Source organism: Candidatus Laterigemmans baculatus (genome assembly GCF_010367455.1).
Taxonomy (GTDB): domain Bacteria; phylum Planctomycetota; class Planctomycetia; order Pirellulales; family Pirellulaceae; genus Laterigemmans; species Laterigemmans baculatus.
The window spans coordinates 25264-49355 of sequence record NZ_WRPR01000043.1 but is presented as its reverse complement, the minus strand read 5'-3'; the positions used below and the strand labels follow the sequence as shown (position 1 = coordinate 49355).

Genomic DNA, 24092 nt, shown 5'->3' with positions numbered 1-24092 from the left:
TCAGCCTTCCTGTTCTTCGTAGGCACGCACGATCCGCTGGACCAATTTGTGGCGAACGATGTCAGTCTTTTGCAGCCGGACCATGCCGATTTCTTTGATGCCGCCGAGCCGCAGGATGGCGTCCCGCAGTCCGCTCTGAACGCCCCGCGGCAGATCGAGTTGCGACGTGTCGCCGCTGACGACCATGCGGCTCCGCTCTCCCATCCGCGTGAGGAACATCTTCATCTGGGCGACGGTCGTGTTCTGGGCTTCGTCCAGGATAATGAACGAGTCGTTCAGCGTGCGACCCCGCATGTACGCCAGCGGGATGACTTCGATCACGTCCTGCTCCATCAGCGTTCGCGCCCGATCGAAATCGATCATCTCGTTGAGCGCGTCGAGCAGCGGACGCAGGTAAGGATTTAGCTTTGCACGTAAGTCGCCCGGAAGGAAGCCGAGATTCTCTCCCGCCTCGACCGCTGGCCGCACGAGCACGATCTTGCGGACCGTCTGAGCCTTGAGTGCCTCGACCGCACAAGCCACGGCCAGATAGGTTTTGCCCGTCCCGGCCGGTCCGACGCAAAACGTCAGATCGTGTTCGTGGATCGCGTCGACATACGCCGCTTGCCCTTCGGTCCGCGGCTTGATCCGCCGACCGGCGGCCTGGATGTCGATGTCGCCCGGGCCGCTCATCGCGCCGCTGCCGAACAGCGGGCTGCCGCCCCCTCGCAGTCGCTCGTCACCGGCCCCCAGGGAGCCGGGCCGCGGCGAGCCGCCCCGCGAGGAACCGCTTCGCAGGACGCCGGAAGTTTTTTCCGCCAAGGCAACCTGCTCGTCCAAGATGTGGTCGACATCCTGGGGGAGCAGCGAACCGCGGCGCTCGAGAACCTCCCGCATCTTTTTCAGAACCCGCATCGCCGTGCGGACTTCCCGGTGCTCACCGGCGACCCGGATCCGCCCGTTGCGATGCGTGATCGAGACGTCGCAGCGGCTGCGGATGGCGCGGATGTGCTGATCGCGCGTGCCAAACAAGGTCAGCACGTCGCCCGGACTCGAGACCTCGAGGGTCGTTTCTGTCACGTGATCCCTTTCGCCTCGCCGCCCCAGCCCAGGAGGCGGAGCGTTGCCGAGGACTTCGGTTTGGAGGACGGATGCGAACGGAACAAACGCTGTCGTTCAACCGCAAGTATAGACCGCAGCCCACAGGGAAGGTGAAACCGAACCGCCGCCAGCGACCCTCACGCCACCGGTCCAGCCACGCCCGCTACGAAGCACAGATAGGCCGGCAGCGACGCCCCGATCAGCGAGTCGGTCACATCCCAGACGCCGCCGAGTCCCGGCAACAAGCCCCCGCTGTCCTTGGCTCCCGAATCCCGCTTGATCAGCGACTCGGCCAAATCCCCGAACATGCCCGCCAGTGCACAGGCCACGCCGAGCACGATCGGACCCCACCACGGGGCACCGGTGGGGAAGCCGGTCAGGGCCGGAAAAAGCCAGATAATGCATCCATAGCTGACGAGAATCGCAAACACGATTCCCCCGATCGCTCCCTCCCATGTCTTGCCCGGGCTGAGCCTCGGAATCAGTTTGTGGCGGCCCAAAGAGCGGCCTGTGAAGTAGGCTCCCGCGTCGGCCGATTTCGTCGCTGCGACCATCGTCACCAGGGCAGCTAGCCCCCACGCGGACGTGCTCCCAAGTCCCCGTAGCGCGACGAGCATCGCCAGCGGAAGGCCGACGTAGAGGGCGATGAACCCCCCTGAGGCGAGCCGTTCAATCGCTCCCGTGGGGCCTCTTCCGTAGGTGGACATTTCGGCAGCAAACACGATTCCCACCGCTGCGATCCCCCCGATCACGATCCAACCCAACCGGCCGACGGGACAGTCCGGTGGATACACCTCCCCAGCGAGCCCCCAGGCCGATGGAATCGTCGCCGCAAGCGTGACGAGCAAGGCACCAGCGACGGCGACCGGCGTGCGAACCAGCCGCCCGGCATGGACCAGCAACCGCGAAAGCTCCGTCGACGTCCCGCCGGCAAAGAACACCAGCAGCGGCAGCAACCACACGCCGCCGACGCCCCGAGGAGGGTAGTTTGCATCGAGCCACAGGCAGACGGCGACGATCGCCAGCAACACCGCGGAACTAATTAAGCGATCTCGCAGCACGTTCGGTTCAGTCCTTATTGGGTTTGGCCGTGATTCTGGCTCGGCTCTATCAAAAAACTGCTCCTTACCATTACCCTCCCCCCGGGAGGGTCGGGCTCTCAGGCCCGGGGAGGGCCAGCGGTGCACTTCGCGCGGATGCCCTCCCCGCTCCTTCCTCGCGATCCTCTCGAGGGGGGACGTTCACGTTTTCGGAAGAGTTTAGCGGCTCGTCAGGCCGCCGTAGCGGCGACTGCGGCGGGCAAAATCGGCGACCGCCTGCTCGAGGTCTTCGCGGGAGAACTCCGGCCAGTACTTGGGCGTGAACCACAGTTCCGCATAGCTGATCTGCCAGAGCAGAAAATTGCTGACGCGATGCTCTCCGCCGGTGCGAATCAGTAGATCCGGATCGGGAATCGCGCGGGTGTAGAGCGTGTTGGCGAAGGTCGTTTCGTCGATCGCCTCCGGCTCGAGCTCGCCGTTGCCGACGCGGCGGGCCAACTGCCGCGTTGCCTCGACGATCTCGCCCCGCCCACCGTAGTCGATCGCCAGGATCAACTGCGTGCCTGGGTTGGCCGCCGAGAGCCGTTCGGTCTCCTCCATTTCAGCGATCACTTCCGCGGGGAGCCGGTCGCGGCGGCCGATCACCGTCAACCGCATCCCCTGGTCCATGATGATTTGCCGCTCCCCGACCAGATATTCCTGGAGGAGCTGCATCAGGAACTGGACTTCGCTCTCCGGACGCTTCCAGTTCTCGCTCGAGAGGCAATAAAGGGTGAGCGCTTCAATGCCCCACTCGGTGCACGTTTCGCTGACCATCCGAACGGTTTCCGCGCCCCGGCGATGCCCCTCAATGCGGGGCAAGCCGAGCTGCTCGGCCCAGCGGCCGTTGCCGTCCATGATGAACGCGATGTGCCGGGGCCGCTCGTTCACCGCAGGGGAGCTTCCGCGACGGGAGAATCGACAAAAATCGTCTGAGCGCGGTCGGGACCGACCGAGAGGATTCCCACCGGGACTCCGACCAGGGCTTCGATGCGGCGGACGTAGTCGATCGCTCCGGCCGGGAACTCGTCGACCCGGCGGGCATCGTCGACCGGCTCGTTCCAGCCGGGGATCGTCTCGTAGATCGGACGGCAGCGGCGGAGCGCGTCGACGTGCGTCGGCAACTGCTCGATTCGCTCGCCATCGAGATCGTAGGCCACGCAGACCTTGATCTCGTCCAAGTGGCTGAGGACGTCCATCATCATCAGGGCCAGCCGAGTCACGCCGCTGAGTCGAGCGGTGTAGCGGACCGCCACTGCGTCGAACCACCCGCAGCGGCGAGGCCGACCGGTGGTCGTGCCGTACTCGTTGCCGAGCTTGCGAATTCGCTCGCCCGTGGCGTCTTCGAGCTCGGTCGGGAACGGTCCCCCGCCGACCCGCGTGCTGTACGCCTTGCAGACGCCGATCACCTCGTCAATCCACCGCGGCGGCACCCCGGCTCCGGCGCACACGCCGACGCCGCTGCTGTTGCTGCTGGTCACGAACGGGTAGGTCCCGTGGTCGATGTCCAGCAGCGCTCCCTGGGCTCCTTCGTAGAGGATTTGCTGATTCGCCTCGGCCGCATCGAGCAACAAATAGGTCGTGTCGCCGATCATCGGCCGCAGCCGCTCGGCCCAGGCCGCAGCCCGTTCGGCCACGACCGACGGTTCGAGCTGGGCGAGTTCTTCGTCGCTCCCGCCGAGCCCGCGGAGGATGGCGATCTTCTGCTCGGCGACCGCTCGAATGCGTTCGTCCCGACCGCCGTTGACCAAATCGGCCACGCGAATCGCATGCGTGCGGCCGACTTTGTCGCGATAGCAGGGGCCGATCCCGCGGAGCGTCGTTCCGATCGATTCGTTGCCGACGTGCTGCTTGTTGAGCAGCCGGTCTTCGACGATGTGCCACGGCATCACCAGGTGCGCCCGCTCGCTGATCCGCAAATTCGAACCGCAGGCAATCCCGCGCTTCTCGAGTGCGTCGAGCTCATCGATCATCGTCGACGGATTGATGACCACCCCGGGGGTGATCAGGTTCTGCACCTGGGAGTGCAAAATGCCGCTGGGGATATGGTGCAATTTGTAGGTCTCGTTGCCCGCGACGACCGTGTGGCCGGCGTTGGCTCCACCTTGGTAGCGAACGACCAAATCAAATTGAGGGGCCAGCAGGTCGACGAGTTTGCCTTTGGCTTCGTCGCCCCATTGCAAGCCGATAACGCACGTTCCGGGCACCGATGATCCTCCCGCTGCGGGACGCGACCGGCGCTCCGCTCGCGCACGATCGTCCCCTGCGGCTGTGGTGTGGTCAAAACAAACGGCAAAGCGTAGAAAACCAGACCCCAAAGAGCAACCCAGGGCCCCGGTTACAGCTCCGCTTCGATCGCTTTGATCACTTCGGGGGCTTCCGGCTTGGTGCGGGGGCTGAAGCGGGCCGCCACTTGGCCGTCGCGGCCGATCACGAATTTTTCAAAGTTCCAGCTGATCTCGCCGCTGCCGACCGGTTCGGTGTTCCGCGAGGTCAAGTACTTGTACAGCGGCGCGGCGCCTTCGCCGTTGACTTCCAGCTTCGAGAACAGGGGAAAGCTGACGTCGTACTTGGTCGTGCAGAACTGCTTGATCTCGGCGTCGGTTCCCGGCTCTTGCCCTTTGAACTGATTGCAGGGGAAGCCGAGCACGACGAAGCCCTTGTCCTGGTACTTTTCATAAATCGCCTGCAGCCCTTCGTACTGCGGAGTCAGCCCGCATTTGCTGGCGACGTTGACGATCAGCACGACCTGGCCTTTGTACTTCTCCAGATCGACCGATTCCCCTTCGATCGTCTTGGCTTGGAAGTCGAGCGCGTGGGCCGGTTGCTGGGAATCCGCAGCCTGCAGGGTGGAAGCGGTCAAGGCGATGGCTCCGGCAGCGAGCAAAGCGAACAGTTTCATCGAAGCAAGTTCCTGTCTAAGGGTAGGGAAAATTCGGCGCAGCTCGAAAGAAAACTGGAAACGGCCGTGGCGAGCGGGACGCAGCCCAACAGCCCGTCCCGCTCGAGGTGCATCATAAGCGATCCGCGGCGCCACTACCGCACGGCGGCGCCACTACCGTACGGCGGCCTCGACGCCGCCGGTGTACTGCTCGCCGCTCTCGTCCAGATCCGAGTCGACGTGCTCCCGCGGCGCTGCCAGGTGTTCCACTCGGTAACCACCCCGAGCCCGGTAGTAGATGACCAGCCCGAGGTAACCGACGAACAGTAGCGCCGGGATCACCGCGGTGCACAGCAGCGCCATCTGGCCGCCGTAGATGTCGGCTTGACGGACCAGCGGAGCATCGGTCGCGGCCAGCGGAGCCGCTTGCTGGGTCCACCACGCGTAACTGCCCGCTAGCTCCGGAGTGACTTCGGCCGACTCGGCCTTCTTTTCGAATTCCTCGAGCAAGCTCGAGCCCGGGGGATCGGCCAACAGCGTCTTCTTCTTCTGCCCGTCGAGACCCTGGACCGGAGGCACAAACGGAAACGGCTTGTTCGGCGCATCGTTGGCGTACCGCTGGTAGGTCTCGGGGGCCAACTCCCGCAGCCGCTGTGAGGCGAAATAGTCCTGTTCGTAGCCGATCGCCGGAGCACCGAGCAGCCCGGCGGAGAGCATTCCGATGCCTCCCATCGCCCCCATCGTCAGCGCCCCGCCCTTGGGGAACCGCTCCCCGACGACGCCCAGCATCGTCGGCCAGAGGAACGTCTTCCCAAAGCCGTACACGGTGACCGCCACGATCACCAGGAAGGTCGTCTGCACCGAGCCGAGCAACACCAGCCCCACGGTTCCCAGAGCGGCGCTTGCGCAGAGCAATCCGAGCGGATTGATCCGTTCGACGATCGGTCCAGCAAAAAACCGCAAGACGAACATGATCGTCGAGGTGTACACGAACAGGATCAACCCGCCCCCTTTGAAGCTGACGAGCGTCTCGGTGATGTTGGCGATCCAGCTGTCGGTGCCAAGTTCGACCCAGCCGACCATCGCGTGCATGACCAACAGCATCAGCAGGATCGGCGAGGCGAACTGAATCACCATCTCCCCCATCGAGACCCCAGCCGCTCGAGCCTCCGAGAGCGGGAACCGCTCTTTGAGGACGATGATCCCGTACCACAGCGTGGGGACGAGGAACAGCAGCATCGGGATCTCCCACCGCAGGTGCTGAATCATCGGCGAAGCGCCGCTGAAGCAGGCGGCGAACAATCCGCCCACGATCAGCCCCGCCGGCCAGCCGGCGTGCAGGATATTTAGGTAGTGGGTCTTCTGTTTCGGGTACAGCGTAGCAACCAGCGGGTTGATCACCGCTTCGCACAACCCGTTGCCGATGGCGAACATGAACATCGCCAAGAACAGCAACCAGTAGGTCGCATCCTCACCGGCCGCGGCGTAGACCGGCGTGGCGGCGAGCGTCATCAGCGCCGAGATCAAATGCAGCACGAACGCGATCAGCATCATCGCCTTGTAGCCGATCCAGTCGACGAACACGCTGGCCAACAGGATCACCATGCCGAATCCGATCAGCCCCCCGCCAGTGATCTGCCCGAGCTCGGTCATCGTGAAACCGAACTGGCCCGACCAGTCGCCGAGGATCCCCGCGCGAACGCTGAACCCGATGCCCGCCGCGACGAGTGCGAGGAAGGATGCCCACAGCAGCTGGCCGCGATTCCGCGGAGGTGCGCCCGCGAGCGTGCTGCCCGAATCGGTGCCGTGGGGCGTGCGGATCGCGCCGCCCGCGGCCGGAGATTGATAGGGGTCCATGGCGTCTGTGCTCCAGATCAAAAGATCGCTGCGAGTGGTGCTGAACGCGGCCACTATAGCCAGCCCAAGGGCGCCGTTCTACACACGGCGCCAATCCTTTGACCGTTTGAATTCCCCTCGTCATGGTCGTCTTCTCAGATCATCCATCAGCCGCCACTCGCTAGCCCGGATTATTCATTCGCTTGCATAAATGCGTTGCAAGTCCTTGTGGTGCTTGAAGTTGCGACAGACCGTCGCGAGACAGTGCGTTAAATCAGCCGCCACGCGCTAGCGTCCGGTTCTCACGGCGTTTTCGGGAACCGGGGGCTAGCGCCCGGCGGCTGATGAATAATCCGGGCTAGGCTCTGTCAGAAGACCCGAGATCGACACCCTCCCGGGGGGAGGGTAATGGTAGTGCCCTTACAGACAACGCATGAACGCCACCAGCGCTTCCTTCTCTTGCTCGCTGAGCTTCAGTCCCAGCACGAGGTTGAAAAACTCGGTGCTGTCCTCGAGCGTCATCAGCCGCCCGTCGTGCAGGTACGGCGGCGAATCCTTGATCCCCCGGAGCGTCGTTGTTTTCATCGGCCCGGCCGGATGATCGAAATGCCCCAGCACCATCTTCGGCTCGTAGAACCGTTCCAGATGGAGGTCATGCATCAGGTTGTCAAGATAATGCGGGGCGGGATGGCACTCTCCGCACTTCGCTTTCCCAAAAAATAGTTCTTCACCCTGACGCTCCAGGTCACTCGCCTTCTCATGATCGAGCCGCCCGAGCAGGTTGAGTTTCGGAGCCGGGGGAAAGTCGAGCATGCTCTGCATCTGCCCCATCGCCGAAACCGCCGTGCCGCGGTCGAGCGAGTTGACGCCCTTCTTGGCGGCCGTGACGTGGTCGCCGTCGAAGTAGGCGGTCCGCTGCTCGAATTCAGTGAAATCCTCCACCGAGCGGAGCGCCCGCTTCGAGCCGTGGATCTGCTGGTTGAACATTCCGCGGAGGCTCGGCGTCTCGATGCGGAGCCGCAACGCCTGCGGACGGGTGTCGGGATTGAGATGGAATGCGGCGTTGGTATGACCGTTGGCGTGGCAGTCGAAACAGGTCACGCCAAAACTCGGCTCGGCCACTTTGCGGTCGTGCGTCGCGTTAAACTGCTGCTGGGGAAACGGCGTCAGCAGCATCCGCAGCCCCTCCATCTGAAATGGAGTCAGCTTACCTTGCATCAATTCGAAGAAGTTGTCGCTCGTCAGAAGTTGCCCTTGGGTGACGTCGCCCAAATCGGGGCGGTTGGTCAAAAACATCGGCGGCGGAAATTCGGGAGTCAGGTGCTGGGGAAGATCGAACTCCACATCAAAGCGATTTAAATCGCGATGCTCCGCCTGTTGGATTTTCTCGATCTGCTCTTCGGGAAAAACCATCCCTCCGGTCGGATGTTTGACGTGGGGCAGAGGCCGAAAACCGGCCGGCCACAGCTCTTGGTCCTTGATCTCCTGCGGTTTCCGCTCCGCCAGCTCCTCCCAACTCGTTCCCTCGGGCAGCTTGACGCGAACGCCCTGCTGGACTTTTTTTCGCTTCCCTGACATCCACTGCTCGGTCGGATCGTCTTTCAGGTCATAGCGTTGTTCGAGCAGTTTCTTCTGCGCTGCCAGCACCTCGTCCCTCTCAGCCACGTCCTTTTTTCGCATCTCCTCGAATGTCTGTTCCATCACGACCGGCATGTAGGTCTGCCGCTGGTCGACTTCTTTCGGAAGATGCGAAGCGTCCTTCCGCTTCTCCTCCTCGCGGTTCGCCTTTGATTCATCGCTCGTCCGTGCCGGTTCGTCGGCGTGGAGCGGCGCGGGAGTCAGCTCGCCGATTGCGAGCAGGGTCGTGGCAACGCCCACCCCGACTAGTGGGACGATGGCGGGGCGGAGGAGCTTACGGAGCGCGATCATTAGGGCACCTCGAGGCGTGGGGGCATATTCGGCGGGATGCGGCCATGCAAGAGCAACTCCGGTGCCGCCCTGCCCTTTGCGCGAGTGGGCAGGTGCCGTTGCCGAATCTCACACGCTTCTCATCCGGCCGACGTGAGGACGGCCCAGCGGAGCCCCAGCGCGGTCAAGTCGATCGTCTCGACGCTGCCGGCTTCGAGCTCGGCCGAATCTTCCCCACCACCACCATTTCCCCCGGCACCATTTCCCCCGGCACCCTTTGCACACTTCTGCTTCTCGGCCTTGACCGTGCCACAAACCTGGGCGCCGCTGAGCGACTCGGTCCAGCGGCGCCCGGCCAGATCCGCTGGGAGCTGGAGCTCGGCCGGTTGTTGCTGCTGCCAGTTGCAAGGAAACCGCGAGACGGCGACGACGACCGCCGCACCACCTTGCTCTCGTGCGAAAGCAATCCAGCATTCGGCGGCGGGACCGCAGACTTCGAGCGCGCGATAGCTCCCGCTCGCGAACAGCTCGGGGTACTCCCCGCGGAGACGTAGTAAGCGTGCGGTCAGATAGAACTTGACCGTTTCGTCCCGCTGCTCGATGAGTTCTGCGACGGCGCCGCGCTGGGGTTCTTCGAGCAAGGGCTGAAAGTGCTCGAGCAATTGCTTGCGTCGTTCGTAATCGACCGGGCGGCGGTTGTCCGGGTCCACCAGCGACAGATCGGCCAATTCGCAGCCTTGATAGATGTCGGGCACTCCCGGGGAGGTGAACTTGAGCACCACTTGGCTGAGCGAATTGAAGAACCCCTCGTCGGCGAGCTTTGCGGAGAGCGACTCGATCGCCGGACCGGTCCGCGCATCGGCGAGCATCGACCGGACGAAATTGTCCAGATCTTTCTCATAACTCTCGTTGGGATTATTCCAACTGGTTCGCAGCTTGCTCTCGCGAGAGGCTTTCTGCATGTAAGCCGTGAGACGCTCCTCCAGAGATTCCGGGGTGCTCCCCTTCCAGAGCGCCACCAGCAATTGGTGAAAAAGATATTCGTCCAATCGCGATGGACCATGCAGCCCGTGGTAGTTCTGTCCGATCTGCACCAGCTCGCGCAAGGTTTCTTCCCACCGGTCGGGCATCTCGGTCAGCGCGATCAGACGAGCGCGGGTATCTTCACCCCGTTTGTGGTCATGGGTCGCAGTCGCTAGGAGCGCCGTGGGGTACCGCTGGGCCCGGAAGCGAGCATGCGAGTGAAATGCCTGTACCGGCTGAGGAGAAAGCTGCGGTTCTCCTCCGACTTCGTTCAAGGCCACCAGCGGGAGGTAGCGGTAAAAGGCGGTATCCTCGACCCCCTTGGCGGCGACCGGTGCGGTGTACTGTTGGAAGCGGCCGACCCACGCCTGCTGTCGTTCGCGAAGCTCTTCGGGAACATCGCCGAGGATCACGCGGGCGATGAAATCGTAGAGCGATGGCTCGAACGACGGCGTCCGTTGCCGGGCCCGTCCGACCGCTTGCTCCACCACTTCGCGAGCCGTCTCAGCCTCTTCTGGAAGATAGGTGCGATAGCGGCCGAGCGCTGCCACCAATTCGGCAACGCCGTCGCGGAGCGTCCCCAAAGCGAAATCGCGGGTGTGGTAGTCCGACTTGCAGAGCAGGTTCAGCTCGTGGGCCAAGCGGTACAGTTCGCTCGAGAGGGACGACCGGATCACCAACAACTTGCTGTCATGGACAACGTCCTCATAAGAATCCGCATCGGGAACAAAGTGAAAGTAGATCCGCTCGATCGCCTTCAGCCCTTCACCACGAAGCAGCACGTTCATCAGGTCGTTCATGAATTCGTAGCCGGTCGTGCCTTCGACCGGCCAGCCGTCGGGCAGCGTTTCGCGCGGTGCAAGGATCTTCTCGACCCAGATCTGACGCGTGCCAAGTTCCTTGAGTCGCGTTAAATAGGCTTGGGGTGCGAACAGCCCATCGACGTGATCCACGCGAACCCCGGCGACTCCCTCTTCCGCGACCACGTCTCCGAGCAGCCGATGAGATTTCCAGAATACCTCATCATCCTCCATCCGCAGGGCGGCCAAACCATTGATATCGAAGAATCGCCGGTAATTGATCTCATACCCTGCGGTTTTCCAGTAAGCCAACCGCCAGCATTGCCGCTCCAGTAGTTCGTGTAGCTTGGCTCCTTGGAACTCGTCGAGCGTTTCTTGCCACGACACCTTTTCCTCAAACGTCTCCAATCGCCGGCCAACGATTTCTGCTTTCTCGACCTCTTGCGGGGAGAGGGAGGCGTAGGTTTGTTGCAAATCCTTGAGGTCGAAATAGACCTCCGTTCGCTCGTAGTGTGGAAGCGCAGTGGCCAAGATTTCCGCGTAGGTCGCGGGGCTGAGAGCGAAGCGATTTTCGAAATAGGTGGCGTAGAACTTTCCCGCTTCATAGGACAAACGAATTTCTCCGTCGTCGAGCGCTTCGCCATAGGTCTTGCCCAGGAAAGGGAGCAAGACCTTGCCTTGTAAAGTTTCCTCCAGCGGTGCCCAGTCGATGTCAAAATAACGAGCGAAGGGAGAGTGTTTGCCGTAGGCCAAGACGTTTTGCCAGGCTTCATTGCGGGGCCCTACTCCCGAATGGTTCGGCACGATGTCGAAGATCAGCTGCAGACCCGCTTCGCGGATCGTTTGCAGCAGATTCTCCAGTCCTTCGCGGCCCCCAAACTCACTGCGGATGCGGTTGTGATCGATCACATCGTAGCCGTGCGTGCTGCCCGCCCGAGCCTCGGTGATCGGCGACAGATAAAGGTGACTGATCCCCAGCTTCTTCAGGTACGGGACCAGTGCGGCGACCTCGGAGAATCCGAATTCGGGGATCAGCTGGAGGCGATAGCTGGCGATCATACGGGATGTCATTGGGGGGGAGCGGAAGGGCGTGGGGAAGGAGCTTCAGTGCCGGGGCTTCAGTCAGAGTCGATCGCGAAGACGGCGGCTGCAGCAACCGGCAGGTAGAGCGAATCTCCTTCGACGCGCGGCGGCTTACCATCGCGGGCGTACTCGGCCTGCTCGGTCGAAAGTACGAGCTCCGCCCGCGGCGGGGGCAACGGCAGTGACTGCTCTCCCTCGAGGGCGACGACCAGCCAGCGGTTGCCGCGGCGGACCGTGAGGGCTCGATCGTTGTGAACCGTGACCTCCACGTCCCCCGAGAGCTGGCCGCGGTAGGCGATCAAGTCTCGGTAGAGATTCCAGATGCCCCGGTGCGGCCACTTCTCTCGCTCTTCCCACAGCAAGTGGCTGCGCTGGAAGGTTTCGGGGTCTTGCGGGTCGGGGACTTCGTCCGCATCGGCAATCGCTTCGAACTCGTGCTTCCGCCCCTCGCTGACCAGCACCCCGAGTTCGTCGTGATGGTCGGTGAAAAACTGGAAGGGAGTCGACGCGGCCCACTCCTGGCCCATGAACATCAGTGGCGTTTGGGGGACCCACAGCAACAGGGCCGAAGCAGCGCGAAACGCGCTCAGTGGCACCTCATGATGGAGCCGATCGCCGTCGACGCGATTCCCGATCTGATCGTGGTTTTGAATACAGAACACAAACTGCTCGTAAGGCAATCCGCTTGCGTCGGTGCCCCGCGGAATCCCACTCCGTTTTTGAGGTTGTCCGCTGTAGTACCAGCCGTTGCGGATCGTCACCGCGAGGTCCGCTGCCGTGCAGTCGACATAATCTCCGTAGTAGCCATGAGTGTCGCCGGCGAGCATGTGGCGAATCAGATGATGAAAATCATCCGCCCAGACGCCGTCCATCTCATAGCCCCCTTCGCTCCGCGGCAGAAGCACGGTGCGAAGGTTGCGGAAATCTTCAGCGATCAAATACCGCTCGGGACCGGGGACCGTATCGACCGCTTCGGAAAGTTCCGCGAGGAAGTGCGGCGTGCTATCATCCTGCAACGCGTTGATCGCATCGAGACGGATTCCGTCGAAGTGGTATTCGCCGAGCCAATGCAGCGCATTGTCGATGAAGAAGTCGCGGACGCCTCGACAGTGGACGTCGTCCAGATTGATCCCGGCGCCCCACGGCGTGTGGTGCTTCTCGGAGTGAAATGGCGCGTAGGCCGTCGCATACGCGCCGTCGGGGCCGAAGTGGTTGTAGATCACGTCGATAAAGACGGCCAAGCCGATCTCGTGCGCCGCATCGACTAGCGCCCGCAGGTCATCCGGAGTCCCATAGGCCCGCGACGGAGCGTAGAAGGCAGCCGGGTCGTAGCCCCAGTTCCAGCGGCCGGCGAAATCGGCCAATGGCATCAACTCCACCGCCGTAATCCCCAGCTCCTTCAGGTAGGGCAGCCGCGGGATCAGACTGCGAAAGGTTCCCTCGGGGGTGAACGTCCCGACATGCAGTTCGTAGAACACGAGTTCCTGCCGAGGAATGCCCTGCCACGCCGCGTCCTTCCAAGGGTAGGCGGACGGATCGATGATCTGCGACGGACCATGCACTCCCTCGGGCTGAAACCGCGATGCCGGATCGGGCAAGGGCTCACCTCCGTCGAGGCAATAGCGGTAGGTCGCTCCCGGCTTGAGACGCTCTACGAACAATTCAAATAACCCATCCTCGCCCGGGATCATCGGCATCCGAAGACCCGAGTCGAGTAGCAGTTCGACCGTCTCGGCGAGCGGTGCCCAGAGCGAGAACTGGACACCCTCGCCCGTCACAATCGCCCCGTGGGCGGGGCGCGTGGTGCTAGGCATTCCGTTGGAACTAGGCATTCCGTTTGGCTCCTTCGGCCTCGGTGGAAGGTTCAACCAACTCCGGGGCTAAGCGAAACACGATCACCGAGGCGGCGGCCATCGAGTACGGTTGCCCTGCCTGGAAGATTTCGGGCTCGGCGTCCGGCATACTGGTATCGAGAATCCGCTCCCAGGGCCCCTGCTCCTCGACTTCGGGCAGCGTGAAAGGGATCGGGTCGCCGTGGTCACCATTGAACAGGATCAACAGCGAATCGCCGCTGATCTGATCGCCGTGATCGTCGACGTCAATGCTGTCGCCGAACAACAAAAGTCCGAGACACTTCGAGTATTCCGTGTTCCAGGCTTCCTCGGTCATCTCAGCGCCGTGGATGTTGATCCAGGCGACTTCCGGCGCGGCGTCCCCTTCGATTGCTTGCCCATGGAAAAACCGGCGGCGATGGAAAACCGGTTGCGAGCGGCGAAGCTCGATCAGACGCCGCGTAAACTCCAGCAACTTTTCCTGGGCTTTCGTCAAATCCCAGTGGAGCCAAGTCAGTTCGTTGTCTTGGCAGTAGGTATTGTTGTTGCCCTGCTGCGTGTGGCCCATCTCATCACCGGCGAGGAGCATCGGCACCCCTTGGGAAAGCATCAGCGTCGCCAGGATGCTCCGCTTCTTACGCTCCCGCAGCTCGAGAATTTCCGGATCCTCAGTAGGGCCTTCTTCACCGCAGTTCCACGAGATGTTGTCATCCGCCCCGTCGCGATTGTCTTCGCCATTGGCCTCGTTGTGTTTCTCGTTGTAAGAAACCAGGTCGTGCAGCGTGAACCCGTCGTGGCAGGTGACAAAATTGATGCTCGCGTGCGGCCGTTTTCCGCTCCACTCATAGAGATCGCTCGATCCGCAAACGCGGGTCGCGAACTCGCTGACAAAACCGCCGTCACCCTTCCATAGATGCCGCACGCAGTCGCGGTACTTTCCGTTCCACTCGGACCATTGGACTGGAAAGTTGCCGACTTGATAGCCGCCGGGCCCCAGATCCCACGGCTCGGCGATCAGCTTGACTTGGCTGAGCACCGGGTCTTGATGGATGATGTCGAAGAATCCACCGAGCTTGTCGACCTCGTGCAATTCGCGGGCAAGCGTGCTGGCCAAGTCAAACCGGAACCCATCGACGTGCATTTCCGTGACCCAGTACCGCAGGCTGTCCATGATCAACTGCAGGACCTGCGGATTGGTCATGTTGAGCGTGTTGCCGCAACCGGTGAAATCGGTGTAGTAGCGGGCATTTTCTGGGGACAGCCGATAGTAGGCGGCGTTGTCGATGCCGCGGAACGAGAGCGTCGGCCCGAGCTGGTTGCCTTCGGCCGTGTGGTTGTAAACGACGTCCAGAATGACCTCGATCCCGGCTGCGTGCAGTGCTCGCACCATCGTCTTGAACTCCCCGACCGAGTCGAGCGATCGCGAAGGAGCGTCGTAGGCGAGCTCGGGGGCGAAGAAGCCGAGCGTGTTGTAACCCCAGTAGTTCGACAGCCCCTGATCGAGCAGATGCCGGTCGTTAAGGAAAAAGTGGACCGGCAGCAGTTCGACGGCGGTGATCCCGAGTTTCGTCAGGTGCTCGATTGCCGGGTCGCTCGCCAGTCCGGCGTAGCTGCCTCGTAGCGGCTCGGGAATTCCCGGATGCAGTTTCGTAAACCCGCGGACGTGCATCTCATAGATGATCGTCTTGTGCATCGGGGTGTTGGGACGGCGATCATCTCCCCAGGTGAAGGAGGGATCGACCACGCGTGCCAGCGGGGCGTAGGGAGCGCTGTCGCGATCGTCAAAGGTGAGGTCTTCCTCGGCACTGCCCACGGTGTAGCCGAACAGTGCGTCGTGCCACTGCGGACGGCGGGCGATCGACTGGGCGTACGGGTCGAGCAGCAGCTTGTGGGGATTGAAGCGATGCCCTTGCTCGGGATCGTACGGCCCGTGAACTCGATATCCGTACAACTGGCCCGGCGTCACGTCGGGCAGATAGGCGTGCCAGACCTGATTGGTCCGCTCGGTCACCGGAATGCGGACGCTCTCCTTTTGGGACTCGATTGAATCGAATAAGCACAACTCGATCTTGGTGGCGTTTTCCGAGTAAATCGCAAAGTTCACCCCGCGGCCGTCCCAGGTCGCTCCCAGCGGATAGGGCAACCCGGGCCAGATCCGCAGCACCGACGAAGAGAGCCCCACGCGCTCTTCCTGGCTGCGGATTCCTCGTGCACGCTTGTGCTGCCCCACAAACTGCTTTGATTCGGCGGTCGACATCCAATGCTTCCTTCGACGCTGCTGACTTCTCCGTGGGATGGATCCCGCATGCGGGGGCGAGACGTCCTCCGGAGTCACCGTCTCAGCTCCACCGCAAGGCGGAAAGCAAAGCGTGTGCCGCTTCAACCTTCTGAGCCGCACGCGCTAGCCTCGGGTGAGCCGCCGGGCGCTAGCCTGGATTATTCATCAGCCGCCGGGCGCTAGCCCCCGGTTCCCGAAAACGCCGTGATAACCGGACGCTAGCGCGTGGCGGCTGATTTAACGCACTGTTTCGCGAGGGTCCGTCGCAACTTCAAACACCACAAGGACTTGTAGCGCATTTATGCAAGCGAATGAATAATCCGAGCTAGCCCCCGGTTTCCGAAAACGCAGTGAGAACCGGACGCTAGCGCGTGGCGGCTGATTTAACCCACTGTCTCGCGACGGTCTGTCGCAACTTCAAACACCACATGAACTTGCAACACATTTATCCAAACGCATGAATAACCGGACGCTAGCCCATGGCGGCTGATTTCACTCACGGTTTCGCGACATTTTCCCCGAGTCCTGACCGGGGCTAGGCGATGATCGCTTCGATGGGGCTGCCAAAGTCCTTCTCGAGCCGCTTCCGCCCCGGGACCGTCAGTTGGCGGGGGTCGAGTCCGAGCTGGTGGAGCAGCGTCGCATGGATGTCGGTTACGTAATGCCGGTCCTCGACCGCGTGGTAGCCAAGCTCATCGGTGCGGCCGTGGGCCACGCCGCCGCGAATGCCTCCGCCAGCCATCCAGACGCTGAACCCGAACGGATGGTGGTCGCGGCCGTCGGCGAGTTGCGACCCCGGCGTTCGCCCGAACTCGGTCGCCCAGACGACGAGCGTCTCGTCGAGCAGCCCTCGTTGCTTGAGGTCTTTCAGCAGAGCCGCGATCGGTTGATCGACTTGCTGGCACAGCCGCGAATGGCCCGCTTTGAGGCCCTTATGCGAGTCCCACTGCCCGGCCCCGCCATTGTTGCCGTGGTAGACCTGCACGAACCGCACTCCCCGCTCGACCAATCGCCGAGCGGTCAACATCTGTTCGCCGAACGTCTTGGTCTCCGCTTGATCGAGCCCATACAGCTGCCGCGTGACCTGCGTCTCGTCGTTGAACTGGACGATTTCGGGAATCGCTGCCTGCATCCGAAACGCCAGTTCGTACGAGCGGATGCGGGCGCGGAGCGCTTCGTCGTCCGGATAGGCTTCGGCCGACACTCCGTTGAGCTGGCGGAGCAGCTCGAACTCGCCCGCCTGCTCCTCGCGGTAAACGTCGCCCGGTGGTTGGGCATAGGGAAGCGGGGCGACCGGATCAACATCCAGCGGGATCCCGTCGTACTGCGGGCCGAGGTAATTCGCCCGGTGCGCTTCTCGTCCGCCACAGCAGTCGGCGATCGGGTCCCCCATCACGACGAACTGCGGCAGATTGTCGTTGATCGAGCCCAGCCCGTAATTCACCCACGAGCCGATCGTCGGAAAAAAGCCGTCGACGCGATGCCGCCCGGTGTGGAACTGCAGCTGAGCCCCATGGTTGCTGTCCTCGGTCCACATCGAGCGAACGATCGCCAGGTCATCGGCGCAATCGCCCAGATGGGGCCACCAGTCGCTGATCTCCAGCCCGCTCTGCCCCCGCTTCTTCCAGCCGGTCTGCAGCGGAAAAATTTCGTTGCGAACGTGGCCGTTGTTGGGGTCAAACGCGACGACTCGCTCGTTCTTCAGAAACGGCGAGTTGAGCACGTCGCGGTGCGGCGTCTCGTCGATCGTTTTTCCCGCGTACTTGTTGAGCGCCGGCTTCGGATCGAACGACTCCAGATGGCTGGTCCCACCGATCATGAACAGCCAGATCACGCTCTTCGCTTTGGGAGCAACGCTCGCGAGCGGCAAATGATTACCGTGGCTCACCGGTGCGGCGGCCATCGCGTCGCGGTGAAGCATCGCCGAAAGCGCAACGCTGCCAAAGCCCATGCCGAGATTCGACAGAAAGTCGCGACGGGTTGGTTCAAAAGGACTCACCGGTCGTTGCCTCGAACTAGCGGAGGGTGACAAAGTCGTTGTGGTTGAGCAAAACGTGCAACAGGTTTTCGCGGGCCCTGACCGCAGGATCTTCCGCCGGAGCGAGCTGCGGAGCGGCCTTGCCCGCCGAGGCGGTGAGCTGCGCGGGATCGGCCAGCAACCGCTGTTGGCGGTCGAGAAACTCAAGACAGAGTTGCACCTCGGCGGCCCGCGGTGGCCGCGAGAGCACCCGGGCAAATGCCGCGCGAATGAACGCCTCGGCCGGCAGCAGCGGCTCGCTGGCACCCGCTTCCTCGCCGGTTGCCGCGGCATCAATCGGGGCGCTGCAGAGCTGACGGGCCAGGCGGCGGGCCTGGGTGAGGCTCGCCGTGCTGTTGGAGAGAGCCAGCGCTTGCTGCGGAAGGATGCTCGAGCCGCGGCGGTAGCACTCGTTGGGGCTGGCCGCATCGAACAGCGTCAGCATCGTCATCTGTTTTTCGTAGGCATGCTGAAAATAGACGCTGCGGCGGGGTACCGTCTCACCCTCGGTGGCCGGAATCTCGGGCCCTCCGAGCGTCAGGTCGAGGCTGCCGGAGACGAAAAACAGGCTGTCGCGAATCACCTCCGCATCCAGCCGCCGCGTGTTGGCTCGCCAGAACAAACGGTTATCGGGATCGATCTTGGCCGATTGCCGCAGTCCAACTGGCTCAGTCACTGCCAGCCCGCTCGAGGCGGCTGTATAGGCTTGCGAGTGGACGATCAACCGATGGAGGTGCTTGAGCGACCAGCCGGAATCGACCAATTCGGCAGCCAACCAGTCGAGCAGGTCCGCATGCGCAGGCCGGGGAGCTTCAAGCCCGAAATCAAAAACGCGGTCGACCAAGGGCGTCCCAAAATGCCGCAACCAAACGTGGTTCACCGCGACGCGCGCGGTGAGCGGGTTGTCGCGGCTGGCGATCCAGCGGGCCAGTGCCAACCGTCGGCCGGTGCTTTGTCGCGGGTAGGCTTCTCCCACCGCCGTGTACTCATGGCTCTCTTCACCGGTTGCGGTTTCGCCTGCCGCGGTTTGGGCTGCGGTCAAGGCTTCGCGAGCCGCTGCGAGTTCTTTGCTCGCCTGTTCGGCCGCCTTCTGAAGTTTGGCCACTGCGGCTTGCTGCTTCTTGGCGTCCGCTGCGTCCGCTGCGTCCGCCGGCTTGTCGGCTGCGGCCACTTGTTTGTCGGCAGCGGCCTGTGCGGCTTGCTCGGCTTTCTCCGCCGCCCGCTCTTTCTCCGCGACCTGCAGCTCGGCTTCCAACAGCTTCGCTTGGCGTTCGGCGGTGGCCGCCGCGGCGGCGAGTCGCTCCGTTTCCTCTGCAGGCTGGTCGGTGTGTTTCGCGCGGTCGGCGTCCCAGCGGCGAGCGAGCGATTGCTCGGCGGCCCGGGCGGCCGAAAGCTTCAGCCGAGCGAGTTCGAGTTCCCCATTCGATGCCGCGGCTTGCTCGTCGCTCGACTCTTTCGCCGGAGCTAACGCATCGAGGGCTTTTTGGGCGGCCTCGACGCGTCGAGCGGCCGCTGCGAGATCCTCGCGCTCGACGTGTTCGGCGGCGGCCGGAAAGTAGGCCTGGAGCGGTAGCGAAACAGGCTCGATGCTGAGCGGGCGATCGAAGAAGGCCGGGACCGCCGGAGCGAGCGGATGCTCTTTGTCGGGCCGCTTCTCGTTTCCTTGGATGTATAGATACGTCTCCGCCTCGGGCTCGGCGTCAAAGGCTCGCGGCAGCGCGTCCTGAGCCACGTTGGGCTGGCCGGCAATGCGGTCGGAGCGGACTCGATGCGGCTCAAAGATCGCCCGGAACGCGTAGTACTCGCGTTGGCTGATTGGATCGTACTTGTGGTCATGGCATCGCGCGCAGGCGATCGTCATCCCGAGGAACGCTTTGGCCGTATGTTCGACCGTCGCGTCGAGCCAGATATCGCGGTTGCTGTGATGATAATTGCGAGCCAAGAAACCGGTGGCGCGGAGCGTGTCGGGATCCTCCGGCGCCAGCTCGTCGCCGGCGAGCATCTCCAGGATCATCTGGTCGTATCCCTTATCCTCATTCAACGACTCGATGATCCAGTCGCGCCAGTGCCAGATGTGCCGCTGGCTGCCACGGAGTTCGTTTTTGTAGCCGTCCCAATCGCTGTACCGCCAAACGTCCATCCAGTGCCGGCCCCAGCGCTCGCCGAACCGCGGGCTGTCGAGCAACCGGTCGACGACGCGGGCGTACGCTTCGGGGGAATCGTCGGCCATGAACTCCGCGAGCTCGTCAGGCCGCGGTGGGAGGCCCGTCAAGTCCATCGTGATGCGGCGGAGCAGCGTGGCGGCGTCGGCACGCGGCGCCGCGGTGACGCCTGCTTGCTGGTGCGCGATCGCCAAGAACTGATCGATCGGATTCCGCGGCTCGCCCAAAGGATCGGCGGCTGCGGGTGGAACTTCCGGACGCTCGATTGGCTGATAGGCCCAGTGCTCTTCGGGCGGAGGCAGCGGTTCTTCCGCTTCGGGTGCGGGAAGCCCAGCGGCGATCCAGCGACGGAACAGCTCGATCTGCTCGGCCGTCAACGCTTCGCCTTCACTCTCCGGCGGCATCCGGTCCTCGCCATGTTCGGCGGTGATGCGGTCGAGCAGATAACTCTGGTCCGGCTCCTCGGCCACGACGACCTCTCCCGAATCACCCCCGTCGAGCAGCAGCGCCGCGGTATCGACTCGCAACCCGCCCTCCTGCCGAAGCGGACCGTGACAGCTGACGCACTTGCTCAGCAGCAGCGGTTTGATCTGCTCGAGATAGTCGGGCGTTTGGCCTGGAGCCGGCGAGTCGCCGCGGGCCGGCGGCGCGGCCCCCCACACTCCAACCCCCAACAGCCCGAGCAAGAACAGGCCCATCCACGGCAGGCCCATCCACGGCAGAATTGAAAGCTGGTGATGGCGCATCTCACCGCCCCCGGGGTGGTCGATCGGTGTGGAAACAGGAAGGGAAACCGCAATCGTAGCAGATCCGAGCGGAGATCGTCGGTGCTCCTACTCCCACTCGTGCTCACCGCTCCGCTGAGCAGGCGGGATGAGGCCCGGCGAAATTGGTTGAGACCGCTGTGGGCTCGCTCTACGATTGCGTGCACCCGCCTCTCGCTTTTCTTTGTCTCTCACGTCCCGTCTCTCGAGCCCGCCATGAATTGCTGTTTCCGACTCCGGTCCCCTGCTGTTCTCGGTACGCTCCTCGTCCTTGCGTTCTCGGGACTTGTCACTCCGGCGATCGGAGCGGAGGAGTTCATCCCACGCCGCCAGGAAAAGCCGCCCGGGCCGCCGCTGTCGCCGGAGGAAGCGCTGCAGAAGATGAGCGTCCCGGAAGGTTTTTCGGTGGAGCTCGTCGCCGCCGAGCCGCAGCTGGTCAACCCGGTCTCGATGACGATCGACGAGCGGGGACGGTTTTGGGTCACCGAGAGTCTCGAGTATCCGCGTCGTGCTCCGGGCCCGGGACGCGACCGGATCAAAGTCCTCGAGGACACCGACGGCGATGGGCGAGTCGACAAGACGACCATCTTCGCCGACGGCCTGAATATTCCCTCGGGGATCGCCGTCGGCTATGGAGGCGTGTGGGTGGCCAACGCTCCCGACATCCTCTTCATGCAGGACACCGACGGCGATGGCGTCGCCGATACGCGGGAGGTCGTCGTCACCGGGTTCGGCCGCGACGATACGCACGAGCTGCCGAATTCGCTGACCTGGGGGCCCGACGGCTGGCTGTATGGGCTCAACGGGGTCTTCAACCCGAGCCATATCAAGCACCAGGGCAAGGAGCACCACTTCACCTGTGCCCTGTTCCGCATCCATCCCCGCACCCGCGCCTTCGAAGTCTTCGCCGAGGGAACCAGCAATCCCTGGGGCATCGCTTGGGATCCCGAGGGAAGTGCGTTCGTCAGCGCGTGCGTAATCGACCACCTTTGGCACTTGGTTGAGACTGGTTACTACCACCGCCAAGGAGGCCCCTATCCGCCTTACACCTGGAAGATGGAATCGATCGTCGAGCACAAACACCAATTGGCCGCGTACTGCGGAATCCATTACTTCGACAGCGACGCCTACCCTGAACCGTATCGCGACAAGCTGTACATGGGGAACGTCCACGCTGGGGCGATCAACGTCGACAAATTGCAGCGCGACGGAGCGACCTACTTCGGCACGACCGAAGAAGACTTTCTGCAAGCCAACGATGTGTGGTTCATGCCGGTGGTCCAGAAGACGGGGCCCGATGGGTGCTTGTACGTCCTCGACTGGTACGACCGATTCCACTGCTATCAAGACGCCAATCGCGATCCGGCGGGAGTCGATCGTCTGCATGGGCGGCTCTATCGAATTCGCTACCAAGACACACCGCGGGCTCCCCGCTTTGATTTGGCGGAAGAGACCGACGCACAGCTCGTCGAGCGGCTGCACAGCCCGAACGTCTACTTCCGCGATCTCGCCCAGCGGTTGCTCGCCGAACGGTTGCTCGCCGAGCGGGACTCGTCCGAGACGCGGCCGCAGCTCGAGCGACTCGTGATGGACGCGTCGGTCGCTCGCAAGACGCGGATGCACGCCTTGTGGTCGCTGGTCAGCACGGGCCGCTTGGAGGAGCTATTCCACGCAGCACTCTTGCGGCATACCGACCCGGGCTATCGCGCGTGGGGCGTTCGCGCGGCGGGCAATTTCCGCAACCCCAGCCCGGCGGTCACCCGCCAAGTCGCCGCCCTCGTCGCGGATCCATCGGCCGATGTGCGGCTGCAGGTGGTGATCGCTGCGAACAAGATCGAGGGGCTCGACGCGATTGCTCTGCTCGGCGACGCCTTGACCCACGTCGGGGACGACAAGATCCTGCCGAACGTGATCTGGCAAAACCTCTACCCGCTGCTCGACTCGCAGGGCGACCGTTTTCTCGAACAGGCCCGTCGCGAGGAGTTGCGACAGGCGGCCGTGATGCGTGAGATTCTGCCGCGAGCGATCGAACGCTTGCTCGACGGCGGAGAGAAGAATGCCTCGACCGTCGCAGCCTTGCTGACCGCGATGCTCGCTGGTGAAGCGACCGACGGAACGACTGCTAGGGCGATGACCGACTTCGGCACGGCGGCCGAAACGCTACGGATGCTGACCGCGAAGATCCAGTCGGGAGAATTGGGGGGTCCGGGACTCGAGTCGCTTCGCAAGGAGCTCCGGCCCGAGCTGGAGAAGGTGTTTGCCGAGGCGGACCATCCATTACTGATTCCCGCGGCGCTGCTGGCGACGACCTGGAGCGATCCAGCCGGAGTGGCCGCCGTGCGGGCTCGGCTCGCTTCGACCGAATCGCCCGCGGCAGTGCGGCTCGAAGCGCTCGAGGCACTCGTCGCAGCGGGACACGGGTCGGTGCTCGAGGAAGTCGACGCGATCCTCAGCCGGCCACGGCAATCGTCGCCCGAATTTCGCGGCGCGGCACTGGCTGCCCTGGGACGCCTCGCGCTGCCGCAGGTGGCCGAGGTGGTGCTGCGGAATTACTCGCTTCAGGAGCCCGCGGTACAGCCCAAAGCGATCGAACTGCTCACTCAGCGGGCGTCTTGGAGCAAGGCGTTGCTCGAGCGAATCGGCCGCGACGAAATTCCAGCCACGGCGCTCCACGTCAATCAAGTCCGGCAGCTGCTCGCGGCCGGCGATCCGGAGCTCGCCGAGATGGTCCGCTCGCGGTGGGGTTCGATCCGCAGCGGGCGGAATCCCGAGGCCGACCAGCTGATCGCCGAGATTCGCGTTCAGCTCGGCCAGCAAGCCGGCAATCCGCATCGCGGCCAGGCGGTATTCACCAAGCTCTGCGCCCAGTGCCATAAGATCCACGGGCAGGGCCAGGAGGTGGGGCCTGACATCACGCTGATCGGCCGCACGACGCTCGACCAACTGCTCTCCAACGTGCTCGACCCGAGCTTGGTGATCGGCGTCGGGTACCAGCAGACCAACGTGCTGACGGTCGACGGCCGCGTCCTTTCGGGGATTGCCGTGGAGAGCAATCCGCAGCGCGTCGTGCTCAAGCTGCAGGGCGGAAAGACCGAGACGATTCCGCGTGACGAAATCGAGCAAGAAAGGCTGAGCGAGCTCTCGATGATGCCGGAGGAACTGGAGAAGCAGCTCAGCCGGCAGGAGTTGCTCGACCTGCTCACCTTCCTGGCGCTCGACAAACCACCGAGCGACCCCAACGCGAAAAGCCTTCCGGGAGTCGCCGAAATCAAGGTCGAGGCAGGGCGGTAGCTTGCTCACCTTTTCGGTGTCGGCTCTTCGTCGCTAGAATGCCCGACTTTTCCCGCAC

General features: G+C 63.3%; 13 protein-coding genes. 1 reads left to right on the top strand and 12 read right to left on the bottom strand.

All coding sequences use genetic code 11. The features are described from left to right. The 12 genes from GNK13_RS09985 to GNK13_RS09930 form a co-directional block, all read right to left on the bottom strand. A complete protein-coding gene (locus GNK13_RS09985) occupies window positions 1-1059 on the bottom strand; it encodes a PhoH family protein (protein WP_235935014.1) in 1059 nt (352 codons plus the stop codon). Between the two features lie 158 nt (window positions 1060-1217). Continuing rightward, window positions 1218-2141 (bottom strand): phosphatidate cytidylyltransferase, encoded by a 924-nt coding sequence (locus tag GNK13_RS09980; protein WP_164102367.1) that lies wholly within the window; start codon window positions 2139-2141, stop codon window positions 1218-1220. Window positions 2142-2339: 198 nt separating this feature from the next. Further along, window positions 2340-3050 (bottom strand): polyprenyl diphosphate synthase, encoded by a 711-nt coding sequence (gene uppS / locus GNK13_RS09975; RefSeq protein WP_261345404.1) that lies wholly within the window; start codon window positions 3048-3050, stop codon window positions 2340-2342. Beyond that, a complete protein-coding gene (locus tag GNK13_RS09970; RefSeq protein WP_203329015.1) occupies window positions 3047-4366 on the bottom strand; it encodes an adenylosuccinate synthase in 1320 nt (439 codons plus the stop codon). Before GNK13_RS09970 ends, uppS begins: the two co-directional genes overlap by 4 nt. Before the next feature lie 131 nt (window positions 4367-4497). After that, on the bottom strand, window positions 4498-5061 hold the full coding sequence (locus GNK13_RS09965; protein ID WP_164102366.1) for a glutathione peroxidase: 564 nt from the start codon (window positions 5059-5061) through the stop codon (window positions 4498-4500). 153 nt (window positions 5062-5214) lie between these two features. Continuing rightward, the gene (locus GNK13_RS09960) at window positions 5215-6897 is read right to left on the bottom strand and encodes an MFS transporter (RefSeq protein WP_164102365.1); all 1683 of its coding nucleotides are present in this window, start codon (window positions 6895-6897) and stop codon (window positions 5215-5217) included. 399 nt (window positions 6898-7296) lie between these two features. Then, window positions 7297-8805 (bottom strand): cytochrome B6, encoded by a 1509-nt coding sequence (locus tag GNK13_RS09955; protein WP_203329014.1) that lies wholly within the window; start codon window positions 8803-8805, stop codon window positions 7297-7299. Window positions 8806-8924: 119 nt separating this feature from the next. Continuing rightward, a complete protein-coding gene (gene treY / locus GNK13_RS09950) occupies window positions 8925-11678 on the bottom strand; it encodes a malto-oligosyltrehalose synthase (protein ID WP_203329013.1) in 2754 nt (917 codons plus the stop codon). Window positions 11679-11725: 47 nt separating this feature from the next. Then, window positions 11726-13504: a malto-oligosyltrehalose trehalohydrolase gene (gene treZ, locus GNK13_RS09945; protein WP_203329012.1), complete on the bottom strand. Its 1779-nt coding sequence runs from the start codon at window positions 13502-13504 to the stop codon at window positions 11726-11728. A 10-nt stretch (window positions 13505-13514) separates the two neighbouring features. Next, entirely contained in the window at window positions 13515-15779 is a 2265-nt protein-coding gene (gene glgX / locus GNK13_RS09940; protein ID WP_235935012.1) for a glycogen debranching protein GlgX, read from the bottom strand. 556 nt (window positions 15780-16335) lie between these two features. Next, window positions 16336-17799 carry a DUF1501 domain-containing protein gene (locus GNK13_RS09935; RefSeq protein ID WP_235935010.1) on the bottom strand — a complete coding sequence of 488 codons (1464 nt, stop codon included), beginning with the start codon at window positions 17797-17799 and terminating at the stop codon, window positions 16336-16338. Window positions 17800-17815: 16 nt separating this feature from the next. Beyond that, window positions 17816-20725, bottom strand: coding sequence for a PSD1 and planctomycete cytochrome C domain-containing protein (locus tag GNK13_RS09930; protein WP_203329011.1), 2910 nt, complete (start codon window positions 20723-20725; stop codon window positions 17816-17818). A gap of 234 nt (window positions 20726-20959) precedes the next feature. On the opposite strand from GNK13_RS09930, the gene GNK13_RS09925 reads away from it, so the two are divergent. Further along, entirely contained in the window at window positions 20960-24034 is a 3075-nt protein-coding gene (locus tag GNK13_RS09925) for a PVC-type heme-binding CxxCH protein (protein ID WP_164102363.1), read from the top strand. Window positions 24035-24092: the final 58 nt, after the last annotated feature.

Excerpts from the sequence above, each read along its gene's own strand:
- treZ (WP_203329012.1), bottom strand. The coding sequence starts at position 13,504 with ATGCCTAGCACCACGCGCCCCGCCCACGGGGCGATTGTGACGGGCGAG.
- GNK13_RS09965 (WP_164102366.1), bottom strand. The coding sequence starts at position 5,061 with ATGAAACTGTTCGCTTTGCTCGCTGCCGGAGCCATCGCCTTGACCGCT.
- GNK13_RS09930 (WP_203329011.1), bottom strand. The coding sequence starts at position 20,725 with ATGCGCCATCACCAGCTTTCAATTCTGCCGTGGATGGGCCTGCCGTGG.
- GNK13_RS09960 (WP_164102365.1), bottom strand. The coding sequence starts at position 6,897 with ATGGACCCCTATCAATCTCCGGCCGCGGGCGGCGCGATCCGCACGCCC.
- treY (WP_203329013.1), bottom strand. The coding sequence starts at position 11,678 with ATGACATCCCGTATGATCGCCAGCTATCGCCTCCAGCTGATCCCCGAA.
- glgX (WP_235935012.1), bottom strand. The coding sequence starts at position 15,779 with ATGTCGACCGCCGAATCAAAGCAGTTTGTGGGGCAGCACAAGCGTGCA.
- GNK13_RS09955 (WP_203329014.1), bottom strand. The coding sequence starts at position 8,805 with ATGATCGCGCTCCGTAAGCTCCTCCGCCCCGCCATCGTCCCACTAGTC.
- GNK13_RS09925 (WP_164102363.1), top strand. The coding sequence starts at position 20,960 with ATGAATTGCTGTTTCCGACTCCGGTCCCCTGCTGTTCTCGGTACGCTC.